The sequence below is a fragment of the Pseudomonadales bacterium genome (genome assembly GCA_024234165.1).
Classification (GTDB): domain Bacteria; phylum Pseudomonadota; class Gammaproteobacteria; order Pseudomonadales; family UBA5518; genus UBA5518.
On the sequence record JACKOP010000003.1, the window covers coordinates 665,900 to 687,094 of the forward strand.

Consider the following 21,195-nt stretch of genomic DNA (forward strand, 5'->3'; position numbering starts at 1 on the left):
CTGCGCGGTGAACGGAGGAATGGCGATGAAAGCCGTGACGATGCTGGCATGCGTGCTGGGTTTGGTGTCGGGATCGAGTGTGGCGGACCGACAGGCGCGCGCGGACGACGGTGCACGCACCTACGCTGAGCCGACTCTCGAGCAGCGCATCGACGCAGCGTTCATCGAATTCTTCCCGCTCTACGAAATGGGGCGTGCACGCTTCAATTCGGTGGGCAACCCGCTGAACCCCTATAGGCATACGCCGAACGGCACGCCGGTGCACTGGCGCACCCTGGTCGACCATACGGCGCGCATGACCACCACACCGAACAACGACACGCTGTACTCGGCTGCGTGGCTCGACCTGCACTCGACGCCGGTGCGTGTGCACGTGCCCGTGATCGGGCACGGACGTTACTGGTCGATCGCGTTGCTCGACGCCTACACCAACGATATCGCGGTCCTGGGGCGTCGCAGCGACGGTGACGGTCCGGTGGACGTGGTCGTGGTCGGACCGGACTGGCAGGGTGATCTGCCCGGTGAACGCCTGATCCGTGCACCCACCAACGACGTGCAGTTGCTCGGTCGTTTCCTGGTCGCCGATGCGACTGACATCCCCGCAGTACGCCAGATCCAGGACGGGATCCGGATCGAGGCACTGGATCCCGGCGCCGCGCTGCCCGAGCAGCGGGCACCGGCACGCGATTCGACCGACCCGCAGGATTTCCTTGCGGTGGTCGATGAAATGCTGGTGCGCAACCCTCCCGTCGGCGAACAGGCGCAGCGCGTGCGTGCGTGGTCGGATCTGGGCATGGGAGCCGGAAAGGGCGACTTCGGCCGGCTCGATGCACGGGTACAGGCGGCGTGGCGCAGCCGCCTGCCGGTGCTGCACGAGCGGTTGCGCCCTGGACTGGAGTACGGCGCACGCACGGTCGGTGGCTGGAGCCTGCCCTCGCCAGCCGTTGGCGCCTACGGTACCGACTACGCGTTGCGTGCCGCGGTTGCGTTCGCTGGCCTCGGTGCGTTGCCCGTGAACGAGGCGATGTACCTGAATCTCAGTACGGACCCCAACGGAAAGCCGCTGCACGGCAGCGCTCGCTGGAAGCTGGTGGTGCCGCCGATCGCTGCCGGTGCATTCTGGTCGGTTTCGATGTACGAAAAGGATCCGGACGGGAGGCTGTTCTTTGCGGATAACCCGATTCACCGCTATGCGGTCGGTGATCGTACGCCGGGTTTGCAACGGGATGCCGACGGCAATATCGAACTGCTGCTGCAGCACGATGCCCCGTCCGATCGTGCCAACTGGTTGCCCACTCCCGCTGGCGAGTGGGCAATGACGCTGCGCGTGTACCTGCCGCCGCCGGCAATGCAGCGTGGCGAGGCCGCATTGCCGCAACTGCTGCCGGCCACGGACACGCGCCAGTAGTCAGCGCGCCATCCCGGCGCGTGCCAGATGGAGAATATTGCGATCCACTGCTGCCCTGGCGCATCGAGGGCGGCATAATGCGTACCCTCTGCATGCAATCACAACCCCTTACGCCCTTTGAGAGGCTGCCATGACCCTGTCCCCGCGCTACGTCGAAGGCCACAACCTGCTGGCTGGCAAATCCATCCTGATCACCGCCGCCGCCGGTGCCGGCATCGGCTTCGCAGCGGCAAGGAAATGCGTCGAGGAAGGTTGCCGCGCGATCTTCATCAGCGATATCCACGAAGGGCGCACCGCGCAGGCGGTCGAGGCGCTGAAGGCGCTCGGCGGCACGCAACAGGTGTTCGGGCTGGTCGCCAACGTGACCGACGAGCAGCAGGTGCAGGCACTGGTGAATGCGGCCGAGCAGAAGCTCGGTGGCGTGGACGTGCTGATCAACAACGCCGGGCTGGGCGGTACGAAGGCGCTGGTCGAGATGAGCGACGAGGAGTGGCACCGCGTGCTCGACATCACGCTGACCGGCACCATGCGCATGACGCGCGCGATGCTGCGCATCATGCAGCCGCGCCAGGCCGGCGTGATCGTGAACAACGCGTCGGTTCTCGGTTGGCGCGCGCAGCCCGACCAGTGTCATTACGCGGCTGCGAAGGCCGGCGTGATGGCGCTGACACGCTGCGCGGCGATGGAGGCGGCGCCGTACGGCATCCGCATCAACGCGGTGTCACCGTCGCTTGCACTGCACGACTTCCTGAAGAAGACGACGCCGGTGGACCTGTTGCGCGAACTCGAGCAGAAGGAAGCCTTCGGACGCGGTGCCGAGGTGTGGGAAGTCGCGAACGTGATGGTGTTCCTCGCCAGCGACTACGCGAGCTACATGACCGGCGAAATCGTCGCGGTCAGCAGTCAGCACCCCTGATCGTTTGCAACCATCGATGCGGGCGGTACGAACCAGGGGAGGCGGCAGGCAGCGCTGCCGTGCGACAGACGCAAGGGTGAGGATATGAGCGAGACAAAACCGCAGGATTTCTGGCTGAACGTACGCTTCGACATGCGCTGCCCCGCTTTCGGGACTCCGGCACGCACGCTCTACCCGGAAGCCGTACGCATGGCCGAGTATTGCGACCGTCACGGTTTCCACACCGCCTTGCTGTCCGAGCACCACGGCAGCGAGGACGGCTACGACCCGTCGCCGATGGTGCTCGGCGCCGCCATCGCGGCGCGTACCACCCGGATGAGCCTGCTGTTCGGCGCCATGATCCTGCCGTTGCACGATCCGGTGCGGATGGCCGAAGACATCGCGGTGCTCGACAACCTGAGCGGCGGGCGCGTGATGCTGGCCATCGTCGGTGGCTACGTGGCGTCGGAATTCCGCATGTTCGGGCGCGACCTCAAGGATCGGGGACGACTGGTCGAGGAAGGTATCGATGTGCTGCGCAAGGCGTGGACCGGCGAGCGTTTCGATTACAACGGCCGTCCCGTGCTGGTACGGCCACGGCCGGTGCAGGAGCACATACCGATCATACTGGGCGGTTCATCGAAGGCCGCAGCGCGTCGTGCCGGACGCATTGCCGACGGCTTCATGACGCATCTTCCCGAGCTGTACCAGGTCTACTACGACGAAGCCGAACGAAGGGGGCGAAACCCGCCGCCGTTCACGCTTCCCGCACCGACCTTCGTGCACGTCACCCACGACCCGGATCGCGTGTGGGAGCAGATCATGCCGCACGCCCTGCACGAGACCAACGCCTACGGTGCCTGGCAGGATGAGGCGGGTGTCGAGGGCAGCTTTCGCAGCCTGCCGACCGCCGACGTGCTGCGCGCCAGCGGGGACTACCAGGTCGTGACCCCGCAACAGTGTATCGAGCTCGCGCGTCGCAACGGCAGGCTCGACATGCATCCGCTGATGGCCGGCATGAGTCCCGAGCTGGGCTGGGAAAGCCTCGAACTGTTCGTTGCCGAGGTACTGCCGCACCTGCACTGAAGGCGCGCGCCAGGATGCCGGGTGTCGACGCGAAGCGGAAGGAGAAAGCCATGAACGATGCAGCGCTCGAGGTTCAGGAACCGTGGATCAGCGCCTTCGCATGGATCGAACGCGAACTCGGTGGCCGCATCGTGCGTGCCGAGCGCCAGCCCCGCTGGCGCCCGGCCTGGTTTCTGGATCTCGAGCGCGATGGCGAACTGCTGCCGCTGTATTTTCGGGGCGATCGTGGTTCCACCGACCACGGCATCTACACGCTGGAAGACGAGATGCACGCATTGCAGGTGCTGGCTGCGCACGGCATGCCGGTGCCGCAGGTATACGGTTTCTGTCCGCATCCGCGCGGCATCGTGATGGAGCGCGTGCACGGTCATACCAACCTCGCGACCTGTCCCGATCCTGCCGAACGACGTGCGGTGCTCGAGCATTACATGGAGCTGCTGGCACGCATGCATGCGCTCGACACGGCGCCGTTCATCGCTGCCGGGCTGCGCCCTCCCGCCGATCCGCAACGCATCGCGCTCGGTGATTTCGCGCACTGGGAGCGAGGCTACCGCAAGGCGAAACGACGCCCCGAACCACTGATCGAATTCGTGATCGGCTGGGTGCATCGCAACGTGCCGCGCGAGCGCACGCAAGTGAGCTTCCTGGCCGGTGACTCCGGCCAGTTCCTGTTCGACAAGGGGCGCGTGACCACGATGCTCGACTTCGAAGTCGCGTATCTGGGTGATCCGGCCGCCGATCTCGGCGGCTTGCGGTCGCGTACGCTCAGCGAACCGCTCGGCGATATCGCTGCGGCACTGGAGCATTACGCGCGCGTGCGCGGCGAACCGATCGATATCGCAGCGGTCGACTACCACACGGTGCGCTTCGGCATCTGTACGCCGATGTCGGTTGCGGCGACCGTTGCAGCCCCTCCACCCGGAACCGACTACGTGCGCTACCTGGCGTGGTATCTGGTGTATGCGCGGATGCCGCTCGAGGTGATCGCGCACCGGCAAGGCATCGCGCTCGACGCGATCGCTGAGCTGCGGTCTGCACGCTCGCGCTACGCGGCAGGTCATGATGCGCTGCTCGCACGCCTCGACGTTCCGGCCGGTCTCGATCCCGCTGCAAACTACGAGGCCGACACCACGTGGCGGATCGCCGAATACCTGCGGCGTGCCGATCGTTTCGGTCCCGCCTGCGAGGCAGCCGACCTCGACGAAGCCGCGGCGCTGCTCGGTTTCCGTCCTGCCGACAGCTGCGCCGCCGACGAGGCTCTGGAGAAGCTGGTGGCAGACGCCGGTGCAGAACGTGACGCAGAGCTGGTGCGTCTGTTCCATCGCCGCCTGCAGCGCCAGGAAGCGATCCTGCGACCGGTGATGCGGGAGTTGGAGGATGCACGAGTCCAGCTTCTCGATTGAGGCGCGTGCAGCGCCGCCACCCTCCAGCAACACGATCAACCTGCGTCGCCTGAACGGGCTGCGCCTGATCGTGCTTGCAGCCGAGGTGCTGGTGGCGGCACTTGCGCTCTATCGCTGGCACCTGCCGTTGCCGCTGGTGCCGATGCTGGCGTTGTTCGCAGGCGTCGCGCTGCTCGCCATTGCGACGACCGTGCGTCTGCGCTGGTCAGCGCCCGTCGTGGACGCCGAACTGTTCCTGCACCTCACGTTCGAGGTGGGCGCGCTGACCGTGCTGCTGTATCTCAGCGGTGGTGTCACGAATCCGTTCGCGCCGTTCTACCTGCTGCCGCTGACGCTCACGGCCGTATCGCTGCCGGGCGGCTACGCGTGGGCCATGGTCGCACTGACGATGGGCTGCTACGCGCTGCTCAGCCGCCTCCATCTGCCGTTGCCGGCAGTGCACGCAGGGCACGACGGGGGCACGGTCGGCCTGCACGAACTCGGCATGTGGTCGGGCTTCACGTTCAGTGCGCTGCTGATCGCAGGCTTCGGTGTGCAGATGGGGCGATCGGTGCGCGATCGCGACCGCATGATCGCGGCGCTGCACGAGCAGCAGATGCAGCAGGACCATGTGCTCGCGCTGGGGACGCTGGCTGCGGGCGCGGCGCACGAGCTGGGCTCGCCGCTGTCGACGCTGGCGGTGGTGTTGAAGGACGTGGTGCCGGGCGAGGCGATCGACCACGAGCGGCTGGAGTTGCTGCGCGCTCAGGTCCAGCGTTGCAAGCAGATTCTCGGTTCGCTGGCAGCGTCTGCAGGCGGCTGGCGCGCGGAATCCGGCAGCGCAACCGATCTGGAGCACTGGTTGAGCGCCCTGCTCGAAAGCTGGCGTGCAGGGCGCGCGGGCGTGCACGCCGAGCTCGACCTGGACGGGCCGCGACCCGCGCCGAGGCTGGTGATCGAGCAGACGCTCGAGCACGCGCTGCTGAACGTCCTGAACAACGCGGGCGATGCGTCACCGCAATCCGTCGCGGTCAGGGCGCGTTGGAGTAATGAGGAACTGTTGCTGGAGGTTTGCGACCGTGGCAGCGGCATCGCGCCCGGAATCGGGGAGCTGCTCGGCACCGCCGGCGTCAGCACCAAGCAGGAAGGCATGGGGCTCGGGCTGTTCCTGAGCTTCCATACGCTGCGCCGCTTCGGTGGCGAAGTCAGGCTGTTCGAACGTGAGGGCGGTGGCACGCGTTGCCGTGTGCGCCTGCCGCTCGCCACACTGCGGATCGGCGATGGGCACTGAAAATCCTGCACTGGAGCAGCCGAGCCTGCTGCTGGTCGACGACGACGAGGTCTTCGCGTCGGTACTCGCGCAGGCCTTCCGCCGCCGCGGCTACACGGTGCGCGTCGCGCATGGTGTCGATGCCGGCATCGCACTGGCACAGGCAGAGCCTCCGGAGTACGCAGTGGTCGACCTGCGCATGCCGGGCGCGTCGGGGCTGGAGCTGGTGCGTGTGCTGAAGGATCTCGACGAGAATACCCGTATCGTGATGCTGACCGGCTACGCCTCGATCGCCACTGCGGTCGAGGCAATCAAGCTCGGCGCAGTGCACTACCTCGCCAAGCCAGCCGATGCCGACGAGATCCGGGCGGCGTTTCATCGTGACGGGGGTGATACATCGGTCGACGTGCCCGAGAGGCCGCTGTCGGTGAATCGCCTGGAGTGGGAACACATCCAGAAGGTGCTGCAGGAGTGCGACGGCAACGTGTCGGAGACTGCGCGTCGCCTGAACATGCATCGGCGAACCCTGCAGCGCAAGCTGCAGAAGCGCCCGGTACGCGACTGAACGCCCACTGCGGAGACGGTCGCAACCACATCCGATCGTTGATGCGCACAGCGCGCGGCGATGCATTCGCACCGGTGGGGCGCCGTAAATGCATCCCTGCAGGCTCGAGCGCCGCGTCCCTGCGGCGCACGCCCCCCGATGCGAATGCATCGCCGCACGCTGTGCAGGGTTTGTGCGACAGCCGCTGCGGCGCGACAATCTGTCGCATTCCCATGGCGCCCTTTTCTGACCAGACTCGCGGCCCTTCGTACATGGCCGGTGAGTCCTCATGCCGTTGCATCGCATTGCCTTGCTCGTTGCCCTCGCCCAGGTGGCAGGCGCTGTTGCCGACGACACCGCACCCGCACAGGAATTCGAGGAAGTACTGGTGCGCGGCGCGCGCGTCGAGCTGCTGCAGGCGGTGGGAGCCTACAGCGTCGATGGCGCAGCGCTGGCGCGCATGCGTGCCTCGTCGAGCGACAGCGCGAAGATGCTGCTGAACGTACCGGGGGTGCATGTCTGGGGCGCTGGTGGCGTATCCAGCCTGCCGACAGTGCACGGTCTGGCCGACGATCGCCTGCGGATCAAGATCGACGGCATGGACCTGATCGCCTCCTGTCCGAATCACATGAACCCGGCCATGTCGTATCTGGACCCGTCGCAACTGGCGGCGCTGCACGTCTACGCGGGAATCGCACCGGTCAGCATGGGCGGCGACAGCATCGGCGCGACCATCGTCGCAGAAACCGCCGCGCCGCTGTTTGCTGCACCCGGACAGCGCCCGGTGCTGGAGGGCGAGGCGGGTGTGCTCTATCGCAGCAACGGCCATGGCAAGACCGCCAACCTGGCGGCAACGTGGGCCAGCACGAACGTGTCGCTGAACTATACCGGTGCCACCTCGCAGTCGGACAACTACGTTGCCGGCAAGGCGTTCAAGACCACGCGCGAGACCGGCCGTGCCGGCCACACGCTCGACCTCGACGAGGTGGGCTCATCGGCGTGGAAGACCCGCAACCACACGCTCGGACTCGCGGTGCGCAACGAGCGGCACCTGCTGCACCTCGGCGTCGGCTACCAGGACATGCCGTACCAGCTCTACCCGAACCAGCGCATGGACCTGCTGGACAACGAGCAGAAACGGATCAACCTGCGTTACCAGGGCTCGTTCGACGCGGTCGCGATCGAAGCGCGTGTCTATCGCGAGAGCGTCGATCACTTGATGGATTTCGGCGACGACAAGCGCTTCTGGTACGGCAGCAACTCGGGCAGTGGAGCGCCGTGCGCACCGATCCGCTTCAGCGGTGACCCTGCCGGCACCTGCGCGGCCGGCATGCCGATGTATACGCAGAGCACGACCGTGGGTGCGCTGCTGCGTGCCGACCTGAGACTGTCGCCGGAAAATCTGTTGCGCATCGGCGCCGAATACCAGTCGTACCGGCTCGACGACTGGTGGCCCGCATCGGGCGGCGCCATGGGGCCGGGAACGTTCTGGAACATCCGCGACGGTGAGCGTGATCGCAAGGCGCTGTTCGGCGAGTGGGAGGCGCACCTTGCCGCCGACTGGACTGCGTCGCTCGGCCTGCGCTACGAGCGCGTCACGACCGATGCCGGGGATGTACAGGGCTACAGCAGCGCGATGAATGCCATGGGTGCGCAGTACGCCGACAGTCGGCGCTTCAACGCGCTCGACCGTTCGCGCGGTGACGACAACTGGGATCTCGCCGCACTGGCGCGCCGTGTGGTGTCACCGCGTCTCGACGTCGAGTTCGGCTATGCGCACAAGGTGCGGTCGCCGAACCTCTACGAGCGCTACACCTGGTCCAGCTGGGCAATGGCCGCGACGATGAACAACTTCGTCGGCGACGGCAACGGCTACGTGGGCGATCCGGCGCTGGATCCGGAACAGGCGCATACCGTGTCTGCGGCCCTGGACTGGCATTCGGCCGATCGCAGCCGCCAGTTACGGATCACGCCGTTCTACACGCGTGTCGAAGACTATGTCGATGCGATCGCACGCCCCGGCTTCGCGGTCGGTGCGTTCAATGTGCTCGGCTTTGCGAACCGGTCCGCGCGCCTGTACGGCGTCGATGTCTACGCACGGCTGCCGATCGCGCGTACCGGTATCGGTGAAGTGGGCGTCGAAGCGCTCGTGAACTACACCGACGGCAAGAACCGTGACAGTGGCGACGGTCTCTACAACATCATGCCGCTGAACGCGAAGATCGCGCTGACGCACCGGCTGGGAGGCTGGGACAACGCGCTCGAGCTGGTGCTGGTCGACGCCAAGGACGATGTTTCCGCTGTGCGCAACGAGATCAGCACCGGCAGCTACCAGTTGCTGAACCTGAACCTCAGTCACAACTGGTCGCGAGTGCGCGTCGACCTTGCGATCGAAAACGTGCTCGACGAGTCCTATGCGCTGCCGCTCGGCGGTGCGTACATCGGCCAGGGCACGACGATGAGCATGAACGGTGTGCGGTGGGGAATCGCCGTGCCGGGGATGGGGCGTTCGTTCAACGCCGGTGTCACGCTGCGGTTCTGATCCGCCTGACCGCAAACAGCCTGACCGCAAAGAAATCGCCGCGGTCCCGGACGTTGTGCTAGCCTCGCGACTGCGACACGGCGAGCGGAGGCACCGAACATGACGACTGCTGTGAACGACCGTCCGGATGGCGGGGAGCTGCTGGCACGCACGCTCGCTGCGGCAGGCGTGGAGCGCATCTTCGCATTGCATGGCGGGCATCTCGAATCGTTCTGGCAGGGATGCCTGTGCCACAAGCTGCAACTCACCGATTTCCGCCACGAGGCTTCGGCAGGACACGCGGCTGACGCCTACGCCCGTACCACCGGGCGTCTCGGCGTGTGCGTCATCACCTCGGGACCGGGGTTCACGAACGCGATCACCGCGATCGTCAATGCCTACCTCGACGCCATCCCGGTGCTGTTCATCGTCGGATCGCCTCCGCTGCGCGACGTGGAGACCAACCCGCTGCAGGGCGGTGTGGACCAGGTCGCGATGGCGCTGCCGAGCGTGAAGTGGGCGCATCGCGTCACTCACACCGAACGCATACCCGAGCTCGCCGCACAGGCCGTGCGCACCTGTCTGAACGGACGGCCGGGTCCGGTATTGCTCGAAGTGCCGATCGACGTGCTGCACATCCCGGTTGCCGCGGATCTGGTGCAGCCGCCGCGCGGCCTCAACGTGCGTACCGCACCGGCGCCGGCGCCGCAGGATGTGGCTGCGATCATCGCGATGCTGCGTACGGCCGAGCGCCCGGCGCTCTTGGTCGGCAACGGCATCCGCTTCAGTGGCGCGGAGCCGGAGCTGCGCCGCTTTGCCGAGGCGAGCGGAATCCCGGTCTTTTGCGGCGGTCACGGCTACGGAGCCCTGCCCTACGATCACCCGCTCTGGGGCAAGGATTTTGCGCTGTTGTCGCTGCTCGCGATGACCGGGCAGCCTGGCACCGACGGGGTACTGGTGGTCGGTGCACGCTTCGGCATGTTCACCGGCGGACGTCTGGGTACGCCGATCGCGCCCGGGGTGCCGGTCGCGCAGATCGATCTCGAACCGTCGGAGTTCGGGAAGTTGCGTGAGGTGAACATCCCGGTGCTTGCCGATGCGCGCGAGGCTTTGCGCGCGCTCGCCGACGCTGCCGCGAGGATCGACTGGCCGGACCGCTCGCAGTGGGTGGCAGCCGCCACGGGGGTGAAGCATATGACGGGTGCGGCCTTCGGTGCTCCGGATCCCGAGGCGTCCCCGCTGCACCCGTATCACGCGGTCGCTGCGATTGCCGATGCGGCACCGCCGGGTGTCATCTACGTCGTCGACGGTGGCGAGGTTTCGGCCTGGACGCATATGGTGCTGCGCGTAGATGCGCTGTGGCAGTTGATCGGTGCGGGTTATCACGGCTGTCTGGGCGTGGGGCCTGGAATGGCGATCGGTGCCGCGCTCGGGCATCCGGGCACGCCGGTGCTGCATATCACCGGGGATGGTGCGGTCGGCTTCCATATCCAGGAGTTCGAGACGATGGCACGCCTGGGGCTGCCGATCGTCACGGTGGTGCTGAACAACGGGCTCTGGGGCATGTCTGCGCACGGCCAGGATCTGATCTATGGCCGTGAGCAACGGGTGATCTGTACCTTGCCGGATACGCCGTACGAAGCGGTTGCGGCGGCGTTCGGCTGCCATGCCGAACGGGTGGAACGTCTCGCCGAGCTGGCGCCGGCGCTGCGTCGCGCGCTGGATTCCGGGCGCCCGGCGTGCATCAACGTGCTGATCGATCCCCGCGAGATGCACCCGAGCATGCCGGCGACGGTCGGTGCCGACAACCCGGGCGAGAACGAGATCATGATCCCGTATTACGACAATATCCGGCTCTGAGGAACTGTTCGGGCCCATGCCGGTGCAAGCGTTGCGAACGCGACCGCCGGGGCGCCTTTCGGTCAATTCACCAGGAGCGTGTGATGCGTGCACAGCGAATCGTCTGGCTTGGTGCGGTGACCGTACTCGGCTGCCTGCTGGCGGCCACGAGTCCGGCCAGGGATTTTCGCGACGTGCTCGAGGGCGTCGCGCAGAAGGCGACCACTCCCGCTGCCGCGGTCGATGACCGCGAGGTCGGTGCCGGGCTCAAGGAGGCGCTTGCAAACGGTGTCAGTCGCGCAATCAAGCAACTCGGCCGCCAGGACGGCTTCTGGAAGAACGACGCGGTTCGTATCCCGTTGCCCAAGGCGCTGCGCAAGACCCGTAGCGTGGCCGAACGGCTCGGGCAGGGTGAAAAGTTCGACGCCTTTCATCGCAGCCTGAACCATGCGGCCGAGCAGGCCGTGCCGCAGGTGGCCGACATTTTCGGTAACGCGATCCGCCAGATGACGCTGAGTGACGTGCGCGACATCCTCGCCGGAGGCGATCACGCAGCGACGGACTTCTTCAGGCGCACCGCTGGCGCTGCGCTCGCCGAACGCATCGAACCGATCGTGGCCAAAAGCACCGATGCGGTCGGCGTCACGCATCGCTACAAGGAGTTGATGGCGTCAGACACGGTCAGCGACGCGCTCGGCAAGCTGCAGGGTCTGGGCGGCCATGCCAGCCAGGACTCGCTGGATCTCGATCACTACGTCACCGAGCACACCATCGACGGCCTGTTCCACGTCATCGCCGAGCAGGAGGCAGCGATCCGCAACAACCCGGCGGCACGCACCACCGATCTGCTGAAGAAGGTCTTCGGGCGCGGCGGCTGAGAGGGTGTGCGGGTAGCGCCTGGCCTGCGCTGCCAGCCGGCGCAGCGCGGGCCTCCAGCACATCGCACGACAGCCACAGGGACAGCATCGCCAGCGAGAACACCGGCTTTTGCGCCCAGAACGGCCGGCATGCTGCTGACGGTCATCGGTCGGGGCAGTGAACAGCACCAATCCGCCGGTGCAACGCACGCTTGCGGGCCAGCGTGCGGCAAGCAAGGAGTCGCCCATGAGTGTGGCAAGCAGCTTCACCCTTTCCGATCCCGACCTGCTGCGCGAACGCTGCCTGGTGGGAGGCGAGTGGCGCGATGCCGACAGCAAGGGCCGCTGTGAAGTCCGCAACCCGGCCACCGGCGAGCTGCTTGGCACGGTACCGGACATGGGCGCAGCCGAAACGCGTCAGGCGATCGAGGCGGCACACGCGGCATTTCCCTCGTGGGCGGCGAGGACGGCAAAGGAGCGTGCGCAACGGTTGCGTCGCCTCTACCATCTGATGATGGAAAACCAGGAAGACCTGGCGCGTCTGATGACGGCCGAGCAGGGCAAGCCGCTGGCCGAAGCGCGTGGCGAGGTCGCGTATTCGGCCAGCTTCATCGAATGGTTCGGCGAAGAAGCCAAGCGCATGTACGGCGATACCATTCCCGCCCATGCCGCTGACAAGCGCATCCTCACGATCCGCCAGCCGGTCGGCGTGGTGGCCGCGATCACGCCGTGGAACTTCCCGTCGGCGATGCTGGGTCGCAAGCTCGGTCCGGCACTCGCCGCCGGCTGCACCGTGGTGTGCAAGCCGGCGTTGCAGACGCCGTACTCGGCGCTGGCCATCGCCGCATTGGCCGAGCGCGCCGGCATGCCGCCCGGCGTCATCAACATCGTCACCGGCCGTGACGCGGCGGCGATAGGCACGGAGATGACCTCGAATCCACGGGTGCGCAAGCTCAGCTTCACCGGCTCCACGCTGGTCGGCAAGCGGCTCGCGGCCCAGTGCGTGGACGGACTCAAGCGTGTCTCGCTCGAACTCGGTGGCAATGCGCCGTTCATCGTGTTCGAGGATGCCGACCTCGATGCCGCGGTGGAAGGAGCAATCGCCAGCAAGTACCGCAACACCGGGCAGACCTGCGTGTGCGCGAACCGTCTCTACGTGCATGCCGGCGTGTACGAGGCGTTCGCCGCAAGGCTCACGGCTGCGATCGGCACGTTGCGCGTCGGTGACGGACTGGCCGGTGCCACCGATCAGGGGCCGTTGATCGACGAACAGGCACTCGCCAAGGTCGAGGAGCATGTGGCCGATGCAACCGCCCGTGGCGCTCGCGTGGCAGTTGGCGGCAAACGCCACGCGCTGGGTGGCACCTTCTACGAGCCTACCGTACTGCTCGACGCGAATGCCGGCATGTTGATCGCGCACGAGGAAACCTTCGGGCCGGTTGCACCGCTGTTCCGGTTTTCCGATGAGGCCGAAGTGATCGATCTCGCCAACGCTACCGAAGTGGGGCTGGCCGGGTATTTCTATACGCGGGATCTGGGCCGTGCCTTCCGTGTCGCGGAAGCGCTCGAGTGCGGCATCGTCGGGGTCAACACCGGCCTGATCTCGACCGAGGTGGCTCCCTTCGGCGGCATCAAGCAGTCGGGCATCGGTCGTGAGGGTTCGCGCTACGGACTGCATGATTACACCGAGCTCAAGTACGTCTGCATCGGTGGCGTCTGATGCGTGGCCGTGTCGTTCCGATCGCGCAACGTGCAGCAGGAGCCAGGCTGCGCGATCCCGACCCCCCAAGTTCCGCAGCTAATCACGCAAGTGTTTGATTTGACTTGGTGACGTAAGTCAAAAATGCCACAACAAGCGCTTCAGGCGGGTGCTTTGACGGTCAAGGCCTCGAAGAGTTGGAGTTGCTGGGGTGTGATCTTGCCAATACCGGTCAGGTGTTGCGTGCCGATAGTGACGCGGTGCTGCTGGATTCGCCGCAGCAGCTCCAGCGCGGTCTTCGGGCTGTGGACGCTGCCGTGCTGCTTCAAGCGCATGCGCATCACCCGATACAGCAGCAGCGCCAGGAAGCAGATCAGCGCGTGCGCGCGGATGCGATCCGGGAGGCGGTGGTACACCGGTGCAATCGCAAGGTCGCTCTTGAGCACCCGGAAGCCGCGCTCGATGTCGGCCAGGCTCTTGTAGCGCTCGACGATCTGCGCGGCTGTAAAGTCCTCGACATTGGTCAGCAGTACCAGCTTGCCGTCGAAGGTCTCCGCGCGTGCGATGGCCGCCTCGTCGAGGGTATAGCTGAAGCGCTCGGCGTGGTATTGCGGCTTCACGAAGCGAGTCAACTCGGCCTCGGCAACGGCTTGCTGGAAGCGGCTGTAGGCACCGCGGTCGCTGGCCTTGCGGCCGCGTTCGGTGAGGCCTTTGTCCTGCGCGTCGAGCTTGGCGACAAGCTGGTCGGCGAAGGCTTCCAGTTCGGCGATGCGTTGGTGGCGGCTGGCCGTCTGCTCGGCCGCTCGGGTCGGATCGTGCGCGACCACCAGCCGGTGCTCGGCGAAGCGGCCTTCGGCCAGACCCTCGCCGAAGCTCATCGCATCGAGCGTGCCGCCCAGCTCTGCGTAGCGCCGTGCCGGCACCGCCAGGATGAACTGCAACTTGCGCTCGGTCTGCCGGGCCAGCTCGCCGATCTGGGCGATGTTGTCCAGACTGAGCAGACCGCGGTCGGCGACCAGGATCACCCGCTCGACCGGGAAGCGCGCCAGCACCTGTTCGAGCATGGCCTTGAGGGTGGCGGTCTCGGCAACGTTGCCGGCATGCACGGTGTGCATCAGCGGCAAACCCTCGGCCGACTGCACCACGCCCAGCACGAACTGCCGGGCGATGCCGCCAGTTTCCTTGTTCATGCCATAGGCACGTACATCCTCGGGAACATGGCCCTCGCCGTGGATGCGCACCGTGGTCAGATCGTAGAACACCACCGACAATTGCTGATCGAGCATCGGCCGCAACAGCTGGGCCACCTTCGCCTCGACCTTCCCGGCGCGATCCATCAGCGCATCCAGCGTGCGCAGCAGGTGATCGTGCGAGACCGCCTCGGGCATGCCCGGGATCGCCACCGTCTCCAGCCATTCCAGACAGCCGAGCTTGGAATCGGGTGCACACAGGCGGTTGAACACCATCGCCCGCACCATCGCCTCGGCATCGAATGCGCGGCGCGAGGAGCGCAGGGCCTGACGTACGGCATCGCCCAAACCCAGACTCGACCACAGTTCATTCAGGGCATGCACATCGCCCAGCGCCCGTGCCGAGTCGTACTCCGGCACGGGTGCCGAGATCGGCACGCGACCGAGCGCACGCTGCAAGCCGTGGATGAGTGGATCGAGTTTCTTGCCGTCCAGCTCATCCAGGCGACCGAGGTTGGCGACCACGCGCTGGCGCACCCCGGCCTGGGTGCGGAAGCCTTCGACGAGTTGCAGGTAGCTCCGGCCGCCGGAGCGGGTGATGCGCGTGTACATGTGTCAACGCTATCACATGCCAACCCGCCATTAAAGCCATCAAAACGTTAAGGCGTGACACAACACGATTGTCTGGAAATCGGGCTTGCGGCACGCCCAAGTCGTTGAAATCATGGAGTGTGGCTAGCGGCGACCCCGCCAAAACCGGGCACGAAGTGCGGAACTTGGGCGACCCGGGTGCCGTTCATGTCGGGCTTCGGTGGCACCACCGTGATGATGTTTTCGACCGGTGCGGTCTGCTACGGCGTTGCCGTGAGGGGCATGCTTTCACAACCCCTGGATGCGTGCGCCGGCAATCAGCCCCAGCATCTCGTTGCAACCGTCCTCGATCATCGAGGCTCGCGCATCGCGCAGCAGCTTCTCGACCGGGTACTCGCGGCTCAGGCCGTTGCCACCGAAGATCTGCAGTGCCTCGCTCGCTACCTCGAAGGCGGTGCTGGTCGTGAACACCTTGGCCGCGATCGCGTGCTGGACCGACGGCGGATTCACCGCCAGGTACAGCGCCGTGCGCCGCGCCAGCGAACGTGCGGCCTCCACCTTCATGAACATGCGGAACAGGCGCTGGCGCACGTTCTGGTGGTGACCGATCGGCACACCGCCCTGCACGCGTTCCTGCGCGTAGGCCAGCGCGTGGTCGAGCGCAGCACGCGCCACGCCGATGAACAACTGGCTCATGCCGGCGTTGCCCTGGCACAGCATGGCTTCCAGCACGAACGGGTAGGTGTCGGGGCCGGCAACGAGGTACGAGGCCGGTACACGCACGTCGCTGAAGAATATCTGCCCCTGGTTCAGCGAGCGCTGGCCGATCTTGTCGAGCGGGCGCGGGCGCTCCACCCCCGGCAGGTCCAGCGGCACCAGAATCACCGCACCGCCACGAAAGCCCCGTTGTGGTTCCAGCGTGCAGAACAGCACGGCGATATCGGCAATGCTGCCGTTCGAAACCCAGGCGGCCTTCTGACCGTTGATCACGTAATGGTCGCCGTCCCGGCGTGCGATGCAGTTGGCGCGTACCTTGGGGTCGTCGAAACAGGTTTCGGTGAAGGCGACCGAGTCGCTGCCGTGGTCGGGTTCGGTGAGTGCCCAGCAGCCGATCGTGAGCCGTTCCGGATCACAGAAGCGCTCGTGCAACTCGGCATTGCCGCACTGGGCGATCCACGGCTGGTGGAATTGCGACAGGCCGAGACTGATCGTCAGCCCGACGTCACCCCACGCCAGTTCCTCGTTGACCACGCACATCATGCGCGCGCGGGCGACAGGATCCATCGTGGTGTCGGCGTACACCTGGTGCAGGCCGAGTTCGCGGTACTGACGAAACATGTCCCACAGCAGCGAATCGCGTGCGATCACCTGTGCCGGGTCCTGCAGGCGATCGAGTTCGATGCCGACCGGACGCAACACATCGCGCGCAAAGCGGTGGCAGGTGTCGCGAACCGCAAGGTCTTCCTCGCTGAGTCCGATCTCGATATCGGGCAGGGCCATGAACCGTCTCCTGATCGCCGTTGCTCGGGGGTTGCCGCGGAGGCTACGACTACATGCAGCGGACGGTCAATCATGCGGCGGCCCGGATATCCGCACGGGCGACCGGCCTATCTGTACGGGCGACCGGCCGGTCGCCCCTACGGGCACGACGAATCCCGTACGGGCGACCGGCCGGTCGCCCCATGCGCACTGCGGCCACGCGCTCGCGCTCGCGATGGCGTCGCGATCCTTGCTCGCGTTGTCGGGCCTGACGCAGCCGGGTTCGAAAGGCACACCGTCACAAGCGCCCTGGGTGTGGTTTTCCAGGTATTGGTGGTCGGACCTGCCCGCGATGATGCCCGCCTGCTGCGGCCATCAGCAGCCACGCGCGGCGCCGGCGCAATGTCCTCATGCGTCGGTCATGTCGACGCTCGAAGGGCTCGTGCGGCGACCGCTTCATCAATCCAGTAGTCAGGACGATTGACCTCCGTCGTGCTGCTGGCGCATAGTCCAGCGACTCTGCAAATACCCTCGAACCTGCCGCGCATGGAGACCAGAATCATGAGACTTTGCGCTGTTGCGAGCTCCTTCACCGGCCTTTTCGTCGCATCGGTACTCGCGGCATCCGTGTCGGCCGCCGCACCGGCAAGCGAAGTCCAGGCGCCCGCAGCGCAGGATCTGCTGGCAGAGGTGGAGATTGCGCGGCTCGCCACCACCTACGGGTGGGCCGTCGATGCCAAGGACATCGACACACTGATGACGATTTTCAGCGAGGACGCCGAGTACGATCTCAGCGCTTATGCGCGGCCGCCCGCAAAAGGCAAGGCCGCAATCCGCGACGTGTTCCTCCACGGTGTGTTCCCGTCGGAGAAGTGCTCGTTCAGCAGCATCTCGAACGTCAGGGTGCAGATCAACGGTGACCAGGCCAGCGGCGGGGACTACTTCATCCACTATGGCTACAACCCGCAGCGGAGCGCGGGCAATACACGAACCCAGGTGGAGGGGCAGCATTTCTACCGTTTCGTGAAGGAAAACGGCGCGTGGAAGATCGCCTGGATGCAGGGTCATCCCGTGTTCGAGGCAAGCGCGCCGATCGAGGGCTCACAACTGCGCGACGCCGCCTGCCGGGTCGACTAGACGGGATCCCGTGATCCGGACGTTAGCAAAAAGTGGCTCATTTCATGAGCAAAGCCGAGCCCCGCGCCCAGCATATCGATCCGGCTCTTGCCGCTGTCGGCAGGCATGCGGCGGCAGGATCGTTGTATTCCATTTAGCTGCGTTCACTCATGTCCTTGCCCGATGGTCTGTATGACTTGCTGCTGACGCAATCCTTGCTGCAAGGCACCAGCGAGTCGCAGCGTGCGCTTGTGGACTTGCCGGCCACGGAAGTGGCGTGGCGCCTGTCGGAAGCGCTTGCACGCCAACTGACGCAGGTCCTCGATGAATTCGGTGGTGACCCCTCCGAGCGACAGCGACAGCAGTTGCAGTTGGCGAATGCGCTCTTGCAGCACGCGCGCTCGCAGTTGGCTGATGTCGACCTTGCCCCCGACCCCGTGGTCCAGCCCTTACAGGTACTGCGCGCCGTCCATCGGGGTGTGACTGCCCCTGAGTGGCCGCAAACCGGGCTCGTCTTGCCGTGGCTTTTCACGGCAGGCAAGGGTTCGCCCTCGCTGCTGTACGAGTTGCGCCGTGAGCTGGCGGCCTGCGACCAGGTAGACATCCTGGTGAGCTTCATCACCCACTCTGGCGTGCGCAAACTGCTTGACGTGCTGCAGACGGCGACCGCCATCGGCGCCGACGACCGGCCACGCACGCGGTTGCGCATCATCACGACGACTTACACCGGCGCCACCGAACTCCGCGCGCTCGATGAGCTGGCACGCTTGCCCGGCTGCGAAATTCGCGTATCGCTGGACGGGCGACGTACCCGGCTGCACGCCAAGGCCTGGCTGTTCCAGCGACAGAGCGGCTTTGGTTCCGCCTACGTGGGCAGCGCCAATCTGTCGGGTGCGGCGCTGATGGGTGGACTTGAATGGACGGTCAAGTTCACCGAGCGTGGCCAGAGCGATTTGTTCGAGCACGCCAGGGCACACTTCGAAACCCTGTGGGAAGACAGCGAGTTCCAGCCCTACGATCCGGCCAACCCACAACACCGTCGCGCTCTGAGCGAGGCACTCCGGCAGGAAGCCGGCAACGGCGTCATGGCCCAGCCGACCTATTTCGATCTGCAGCCCAGGCGCTACCAGCAGGACATGCTGGAGCAACTGCAGATCGAGCGAGAGCACGGTCGCTGGCGCAACCTGGTGGTGGCAGCCACCGGCACCGGCAAAACCGTGGTGGCTGCGTTTGATTACCGGCACAGCTGCGAACAAGTAGGTGGCCGTCCGCGTCTGTTGTTCGTTGCCCACCGCCAGGAAATCCTGCGCCAGGCGTTGCGCACCTACCGGGAGGTGCTGCGTGATCATGGTTTTGGTGAGTTGCTGGCGGATGGTTCCGAACCCGAGCAGCACGACCACCTGTTTGCCACCATCGACAGCGTGACCAGCCGGCAATTGGTGCATCGATACGGCGCCTCCCACTGGCATGCCGTGGTCGTGGATGAGTGCCACCGTCTCGCCGCCGATCGCTTCGATGCCTTCGTGACTGCCGTTGAACCCAAGTTGCTGTTGGGCCTGACAGCAACGCCTGAGCGCAGCGACGGCAAGCCCATCCTCGGCTACTTCGACAATCGTCCCGATGGTTCGCCCGCCGTGGAGCTGCGGCTGTGGCACGCGCTGGACTTGCAGCTGCTGTGCCCCTTCGAGTACTACGCCTGCGACGACGACACCGATTTTTCCGAAGTTCCCTGGAACCAGGCGGGCGAGCTGGCGGCGCTGGACAAGCTCATCACCGGCAACGATGTCCGGGCACGGCTGGTGCTGCAGGAATGGCACCGGCTGGCGGATGACCCGACACGTGGCAAAGCGCTGCTGTTTTGCGTTTCGGTGGCGCACGCCGAGTTCATGACGGCCAAACTCAACGCTGTCGCCATTGCGGCTGTCTGCGTTGTCGGCAGCACCCCGGCCGATGTGCGGCGCAGTGCTCCCGAACGGCTGGCGCGTGGCGAGATCGCCGCCATCGTCACCTGCGATCTGTTCAACGAAGGCGTCGACCTGCCCGCGGTCGATACCTTGCTGCTGTTGCGCCCTACTCACAGTCCGGTGCTGTTCCAGCAGCAGATCGGTCGGGGTCTGCGTTTGTCACCCGGGAAGGAAAGCTGTCTGATCCTGGACTTCGTCGGCCAGCATCGGCGCGAGTTCCGTTTCGATCGGCTGCTTGGCGCGCTCACCGGTCTGCCGCGCGGGCAGTTGGTCGAGGCGGTGGAACACGGTTTTGGCCAGTTGCCGCCGGGTTGCCATATCCAGCTTCAGCGCCAGACGCGCGAACAGGTACTGGTAAGCCTGCGTGAACTGATCCAGCTGAACTGGCGACGCCTGCGCAGCGAATTGCAAAGCTACGCGGCATTGCGCGGGCGCAATGTCGTCACGATGGTTGAATTCCTGCGTGATCAAGCGATAGAGCTCGACGATATCTATCGCGGCAGTGGCCGTTCGGGCTGGACGCAGCTCAAGCGCGACGCAGGCCTGCTGGCTGGTGAGGCCAGCATGGGGCAGGACAAGCTCGGACGGCGCTTCGTCGACCTGCTGCACTTTGACGAGCCCGAGCGCATCGACCAGTTACGGCGGGTGAGCGAGGAGCGTGGCAACTACCGTGTACAGAGCCCACGCCAGCAGCGTCTGCTGCAGATGCTGAGCTACCAGATCGAGGCTGCTGGCACGCAGACCTGCAGCGGTGAGGATTTTCTGGGCCGGCTCACGCAATATCCCGAGCTGTGCGATGAACTGGGAGAGCTGGCGCAGGTGTTGGCCTCGCGTTCACTCAAGCCGGTGGTACGAGTCCCCGGGCTGGAAGACGTGCCGCTGAGTCTGCATGGCAGCTATGGCATTCGCGAAATTCTGACGGCTGTCGGCTGGCTCACGGCAGAGCGGCGCACGCCATTTCAGGCGGGTGTTCTGGCCTTGTACGAACGCCAGGCAGAGTTGTTGTTCGTCACCCTGGACAAGCGTGATGGCTACCACGAACGCATCGCCTACCATGACTATGCCATCAGCCCCGAACGCTTTCACTGGCAATCACAAAACGCCGCCGGACCCGAGACCAAAGCAGGCCAGCGCTACCTGAATAGCCCTCACAACGGCTGGCAGTTCCAGTTGTTTGTTCGTGGCAGCAAAGGGAAGCCCTATGTGGCTTGCGGTCCCGTGGTGCTCGAGCGCGCCGAAGGTGGCAAGCCGATGACGATTTACTGGCGTCTCGAAACCTCGCTGCCGATACGGTTGTACCAGGAGTTCAGCGTTCTGCGCGACGCCTGATCGTCGCAGCGCGTCTTGCGGACTT

At 65.7% G+C, this 21,195-nt stretch carries 14 protein-coding genes; 12 read left to right on the top strand and 2 right to left on the bottom strand.

Annotated features, from left to right (window positions below; all coding sequences use genetic code 11):
• The first annotated feature begins 25 nt into the window (after positions 1-25).
• From H7A12_12370 to H7A12_12415, 10 genes are all read left to right on the top strand, one after another.
• Positions 26-1,408, top strand: coding sequence for a DUF1254 domain-containing protein (locus H7A12_12370; protein ID MCP5321597.1), 1,383 nt, complete (start codon positions 26-28; stop codon positions 1,406-1,408).
• 130 nt (positions 1,409-1,538) lie between these two features.
• Positions 1,539-2,324 (top strand): SDR family oxidoreductase, encoded by a 786-nt coding sequence (locus tag H7A12_12375; GenBank protein MCP5321598.1) that lies wholly within the window; start codon positions 1,539-1,541, stop codon positions 2,322-2,324.
• An 84-nt stretch (positions 2,325-2,408) separates the two neighbouring features.
• On the top strand, positions 2,409-3,389 hold the full coding sequence (locus H7A12_12380; protein MCP5321599.1) for an LLM class flavin-dependent oxidoreductase: 981 nt from the start codon (positions 2,409-2,411) through the stop codon (positions 3,387-3,389).
• Positions 3,390-3,439: 50 nt separating this feature from the next.
• Complete coding sequence (locus tag H7A12_12385; GenBank protein ID MCP5321600.1) at positions 3,440-4,792, top strand: phosphotransferase family protein; 1,353 nt, start codon at positions 3,440-3,442, stop codon at positions 4,790-4,792.
• Positions 4,767-6,062: a HAMP domain-containing histidine kinase gene (locus H7A12_12390; protein MCP5321601.1), complete on the top strand. Its 1,296-nt coding sequence runs from the start codon at positions 4,767-4,769 to the stop codon at positions 6,060-6,062. Before H7A12_12385 ends, H7A12_12390 begins: the two co-directional genes overlap by 26 nt.
• Entirely contained in the window at positions 6,052-6,606 is a 555-nt protein-coding gene (locus tag H7A12_12395) for a response regulator transcription factor (GenBank protein ID MCP5321602.1), read from the top strand. Before H7A12_12390 ends, H7A12_12395 begins: the two co-directional genes overlap by 11 nt.
• Positions 6,607-6,874: 268 nt before the next feature.
• A complete protein-coding gene (locus H7A12_12400) occupies positions 6,875-9,127 on the top strand; it encodes a TonB-dependent receptor (GenBank protein MCP5321603.1) in 2,253 nt (750 codons plus the stop codon).
• 99 nt (positions 9,128-9,226) lie between these two features.
• Positions 9,227-10,966, top strand: coding sequence for a thiamine pyrophosphate-binding protein (locus H7A12_12405; GenBank protein MCP5321604.1), 1,740 nt, complete (start codon positions 9,227-9,229; stop codon positions 10,964-10,966).
• A gap of 83 nt (positions 10,967-11,049) precedes the next feature.
• Entirely contained in the window at positions 11,050-11,823 is a 774-nt protein-coding gene (locus tag H7A12_12410; protein MCP5321605.1) for a DUF4197 domain-containing protein, read from the top strand.
• A gap of 226 nt (positions 11,824-12,049) precedes the next feature.
• Positions 12,050-13,522 (top strand): NAD-dependent succinate-semialdehyde dehydrogenase, encoded by a 1,473-nt coding sequence (locus H7A12_12415; protein MCP5321606.1) that lies wholly within the window; start codon positions 12,050-12,052, stop codon positions 13,520-13,522.
• A gap of 140 nt (positions 13,523-13,662) precedes the next feature.
• On the opposite strand, the gene H7A12_12420 is transcribed toward H7A12_12415, so the two are convergent.
• On the bottom strand, positions 13,663-15,303 hold the full coding sequence (locus H7A12_12420) for an IS1634 family transposase (GenBank protein ID MCP5321607.1): 1,641 nt from the start codon (positions 15,301-15,303) through the stop codon (positions 13,663-13,665).
• Positions 15,304-15,570: 267 nt separating this feature from the next.
• Positions 15,571-16,782, bottom strand: a complete 1,212-nt coding sequence (locus H7A12_12425; GenBank protein ID MCP5321608.1) for an acyl-CoA/acyl-ACP dehydrogenase — start codon at positions 16,780-16,782, stop codon at positions 15,571-15,573.
• A 540-nt stretch (positions 16,783-17,322) separates the two neighbouring features.
• On the opposite strand from H7A12_12425, the gene H7A12_12430 reads away from it, so the two are divergent.
• Positions 17,323-17,898 carry a nuclear transport factor 2 family protein gene (locus tag H7A12_12430; protein ID MCP5321609.1) on the top strand — a complete coding sequence of 192 codons (576 nt, stop codon included), beginning with the start codon at positions 17,323-17,325 and terminating at the stop codon, positions 17,896-17,898.
• Positions 17,899-18,047: 149 nt separating this feature from the next.
• The gene (locus H7A12_12435; GenBank protein ID MCP5321610.1) at positions 18,048-21,170 is read left to right on the top strand and encodes a DUF3427 domain-containing protein; all 3,123 of its coding nucleotides are present in this window, start codon (positions 18,048-18,050) and stop codon (positions 21,168-21,170) included.
• Positions 21,171-21,195: the final 25 nt, after the last annotated feature.

Coding starts and splice junctions, on each gene's coding strand:
- H7A12_12370 (MCP5321597.1), top strand. CDS start 26: ATGAAAGCCGTGACGATGCTGGCATGCGTGCTGGGTTTGGTGTCGGGA.
- H7A12_12375 (MCP5321598.1), top strand. CDS start 1,539: ATGACCCTGTCCCCGCGCTACGTCGAAGGCCACAACCTGCTGGCTGGC.
- H7A12_12380 (MCP5321599.1), top strand. CDS start 2,409: ATGAGCGAGACAAAACCGCAGGATTTCTGGCTGAACGTACGCTTCGAC.
- H7A12_12385 (MCP5321600.1), top strand. CDS start 3,440: ATGAACGATGCAGCGCTCGAGGTTCAGGAACCGTGGATCAGCGCCTTC.
- H7A12_12390 (MCP5321601.1), top strand. CDS start 4,767: ATGCACGAGTCCAGCTTCTCGATTGAGGCGCGTGCAGCGCCGCCACCC.
- H7A12_12395 (MCP5321602.1), top strand. CDS start 6,052: ATGGGCACTGAAAATCCTGCACTGGAGCAGCCGAGCCTGCTGCTGGTC.
- H7A12_12400 (MCP5321603.1), top strand. CDS start 6,875: ATGCCGTTGCATCGCATTGCCTTGCTCGTTGCCCTCGCCCAGGTGGCA.
- H7A12_12405 (MCP5321604.1), top strand. CDS start 9,227: ATGACGACTGCTGTGAACGACCGTCCGGATGGCGGGGAGCTGCTGGCA.
- H7A12_12410 (MCP5321605.1), top strand. CDS start 11,050: ATGCGTGCACAGCGAATCGTCTGGCTTGGTGCGGTGACCGTACTCGGC.
- H7A12_12415 (MCP5321606.1), top strand. CDS start 12,050: ATGAGTGTGGCAAGCAGCTTCACCCTTTCCGATCCCGACCTGCTGCGC.
- H7A12_12420 (MCP5321607.1), bottom strand. CDS start 15,303: ATGTACACGCGCATCACCCGCTCCGGCGGCCGGAGCTACCTGCAACTC.
- H7A12_12425 (MCP5321608.1), bottom strand. CDS start 16,782: ATGGCCCTGCCCGATATCGAGATCGGACTCAGCGAGGAAGACCTTGCG.
- H7A12_12430 (MCP5321609.1), top strand. CDS start 17,323: ATGAGACTTTGCGCTGTTGCGAGCTCCTTCACCGGCCTTTTCGTCGCA.
- H7A12_12435 (MCP5321610.1), top strand. CDS start 18,048: ATGTCCTTGCCCGATGGTCTGTATGACTTGCTGCTGACGCAATCCTTG.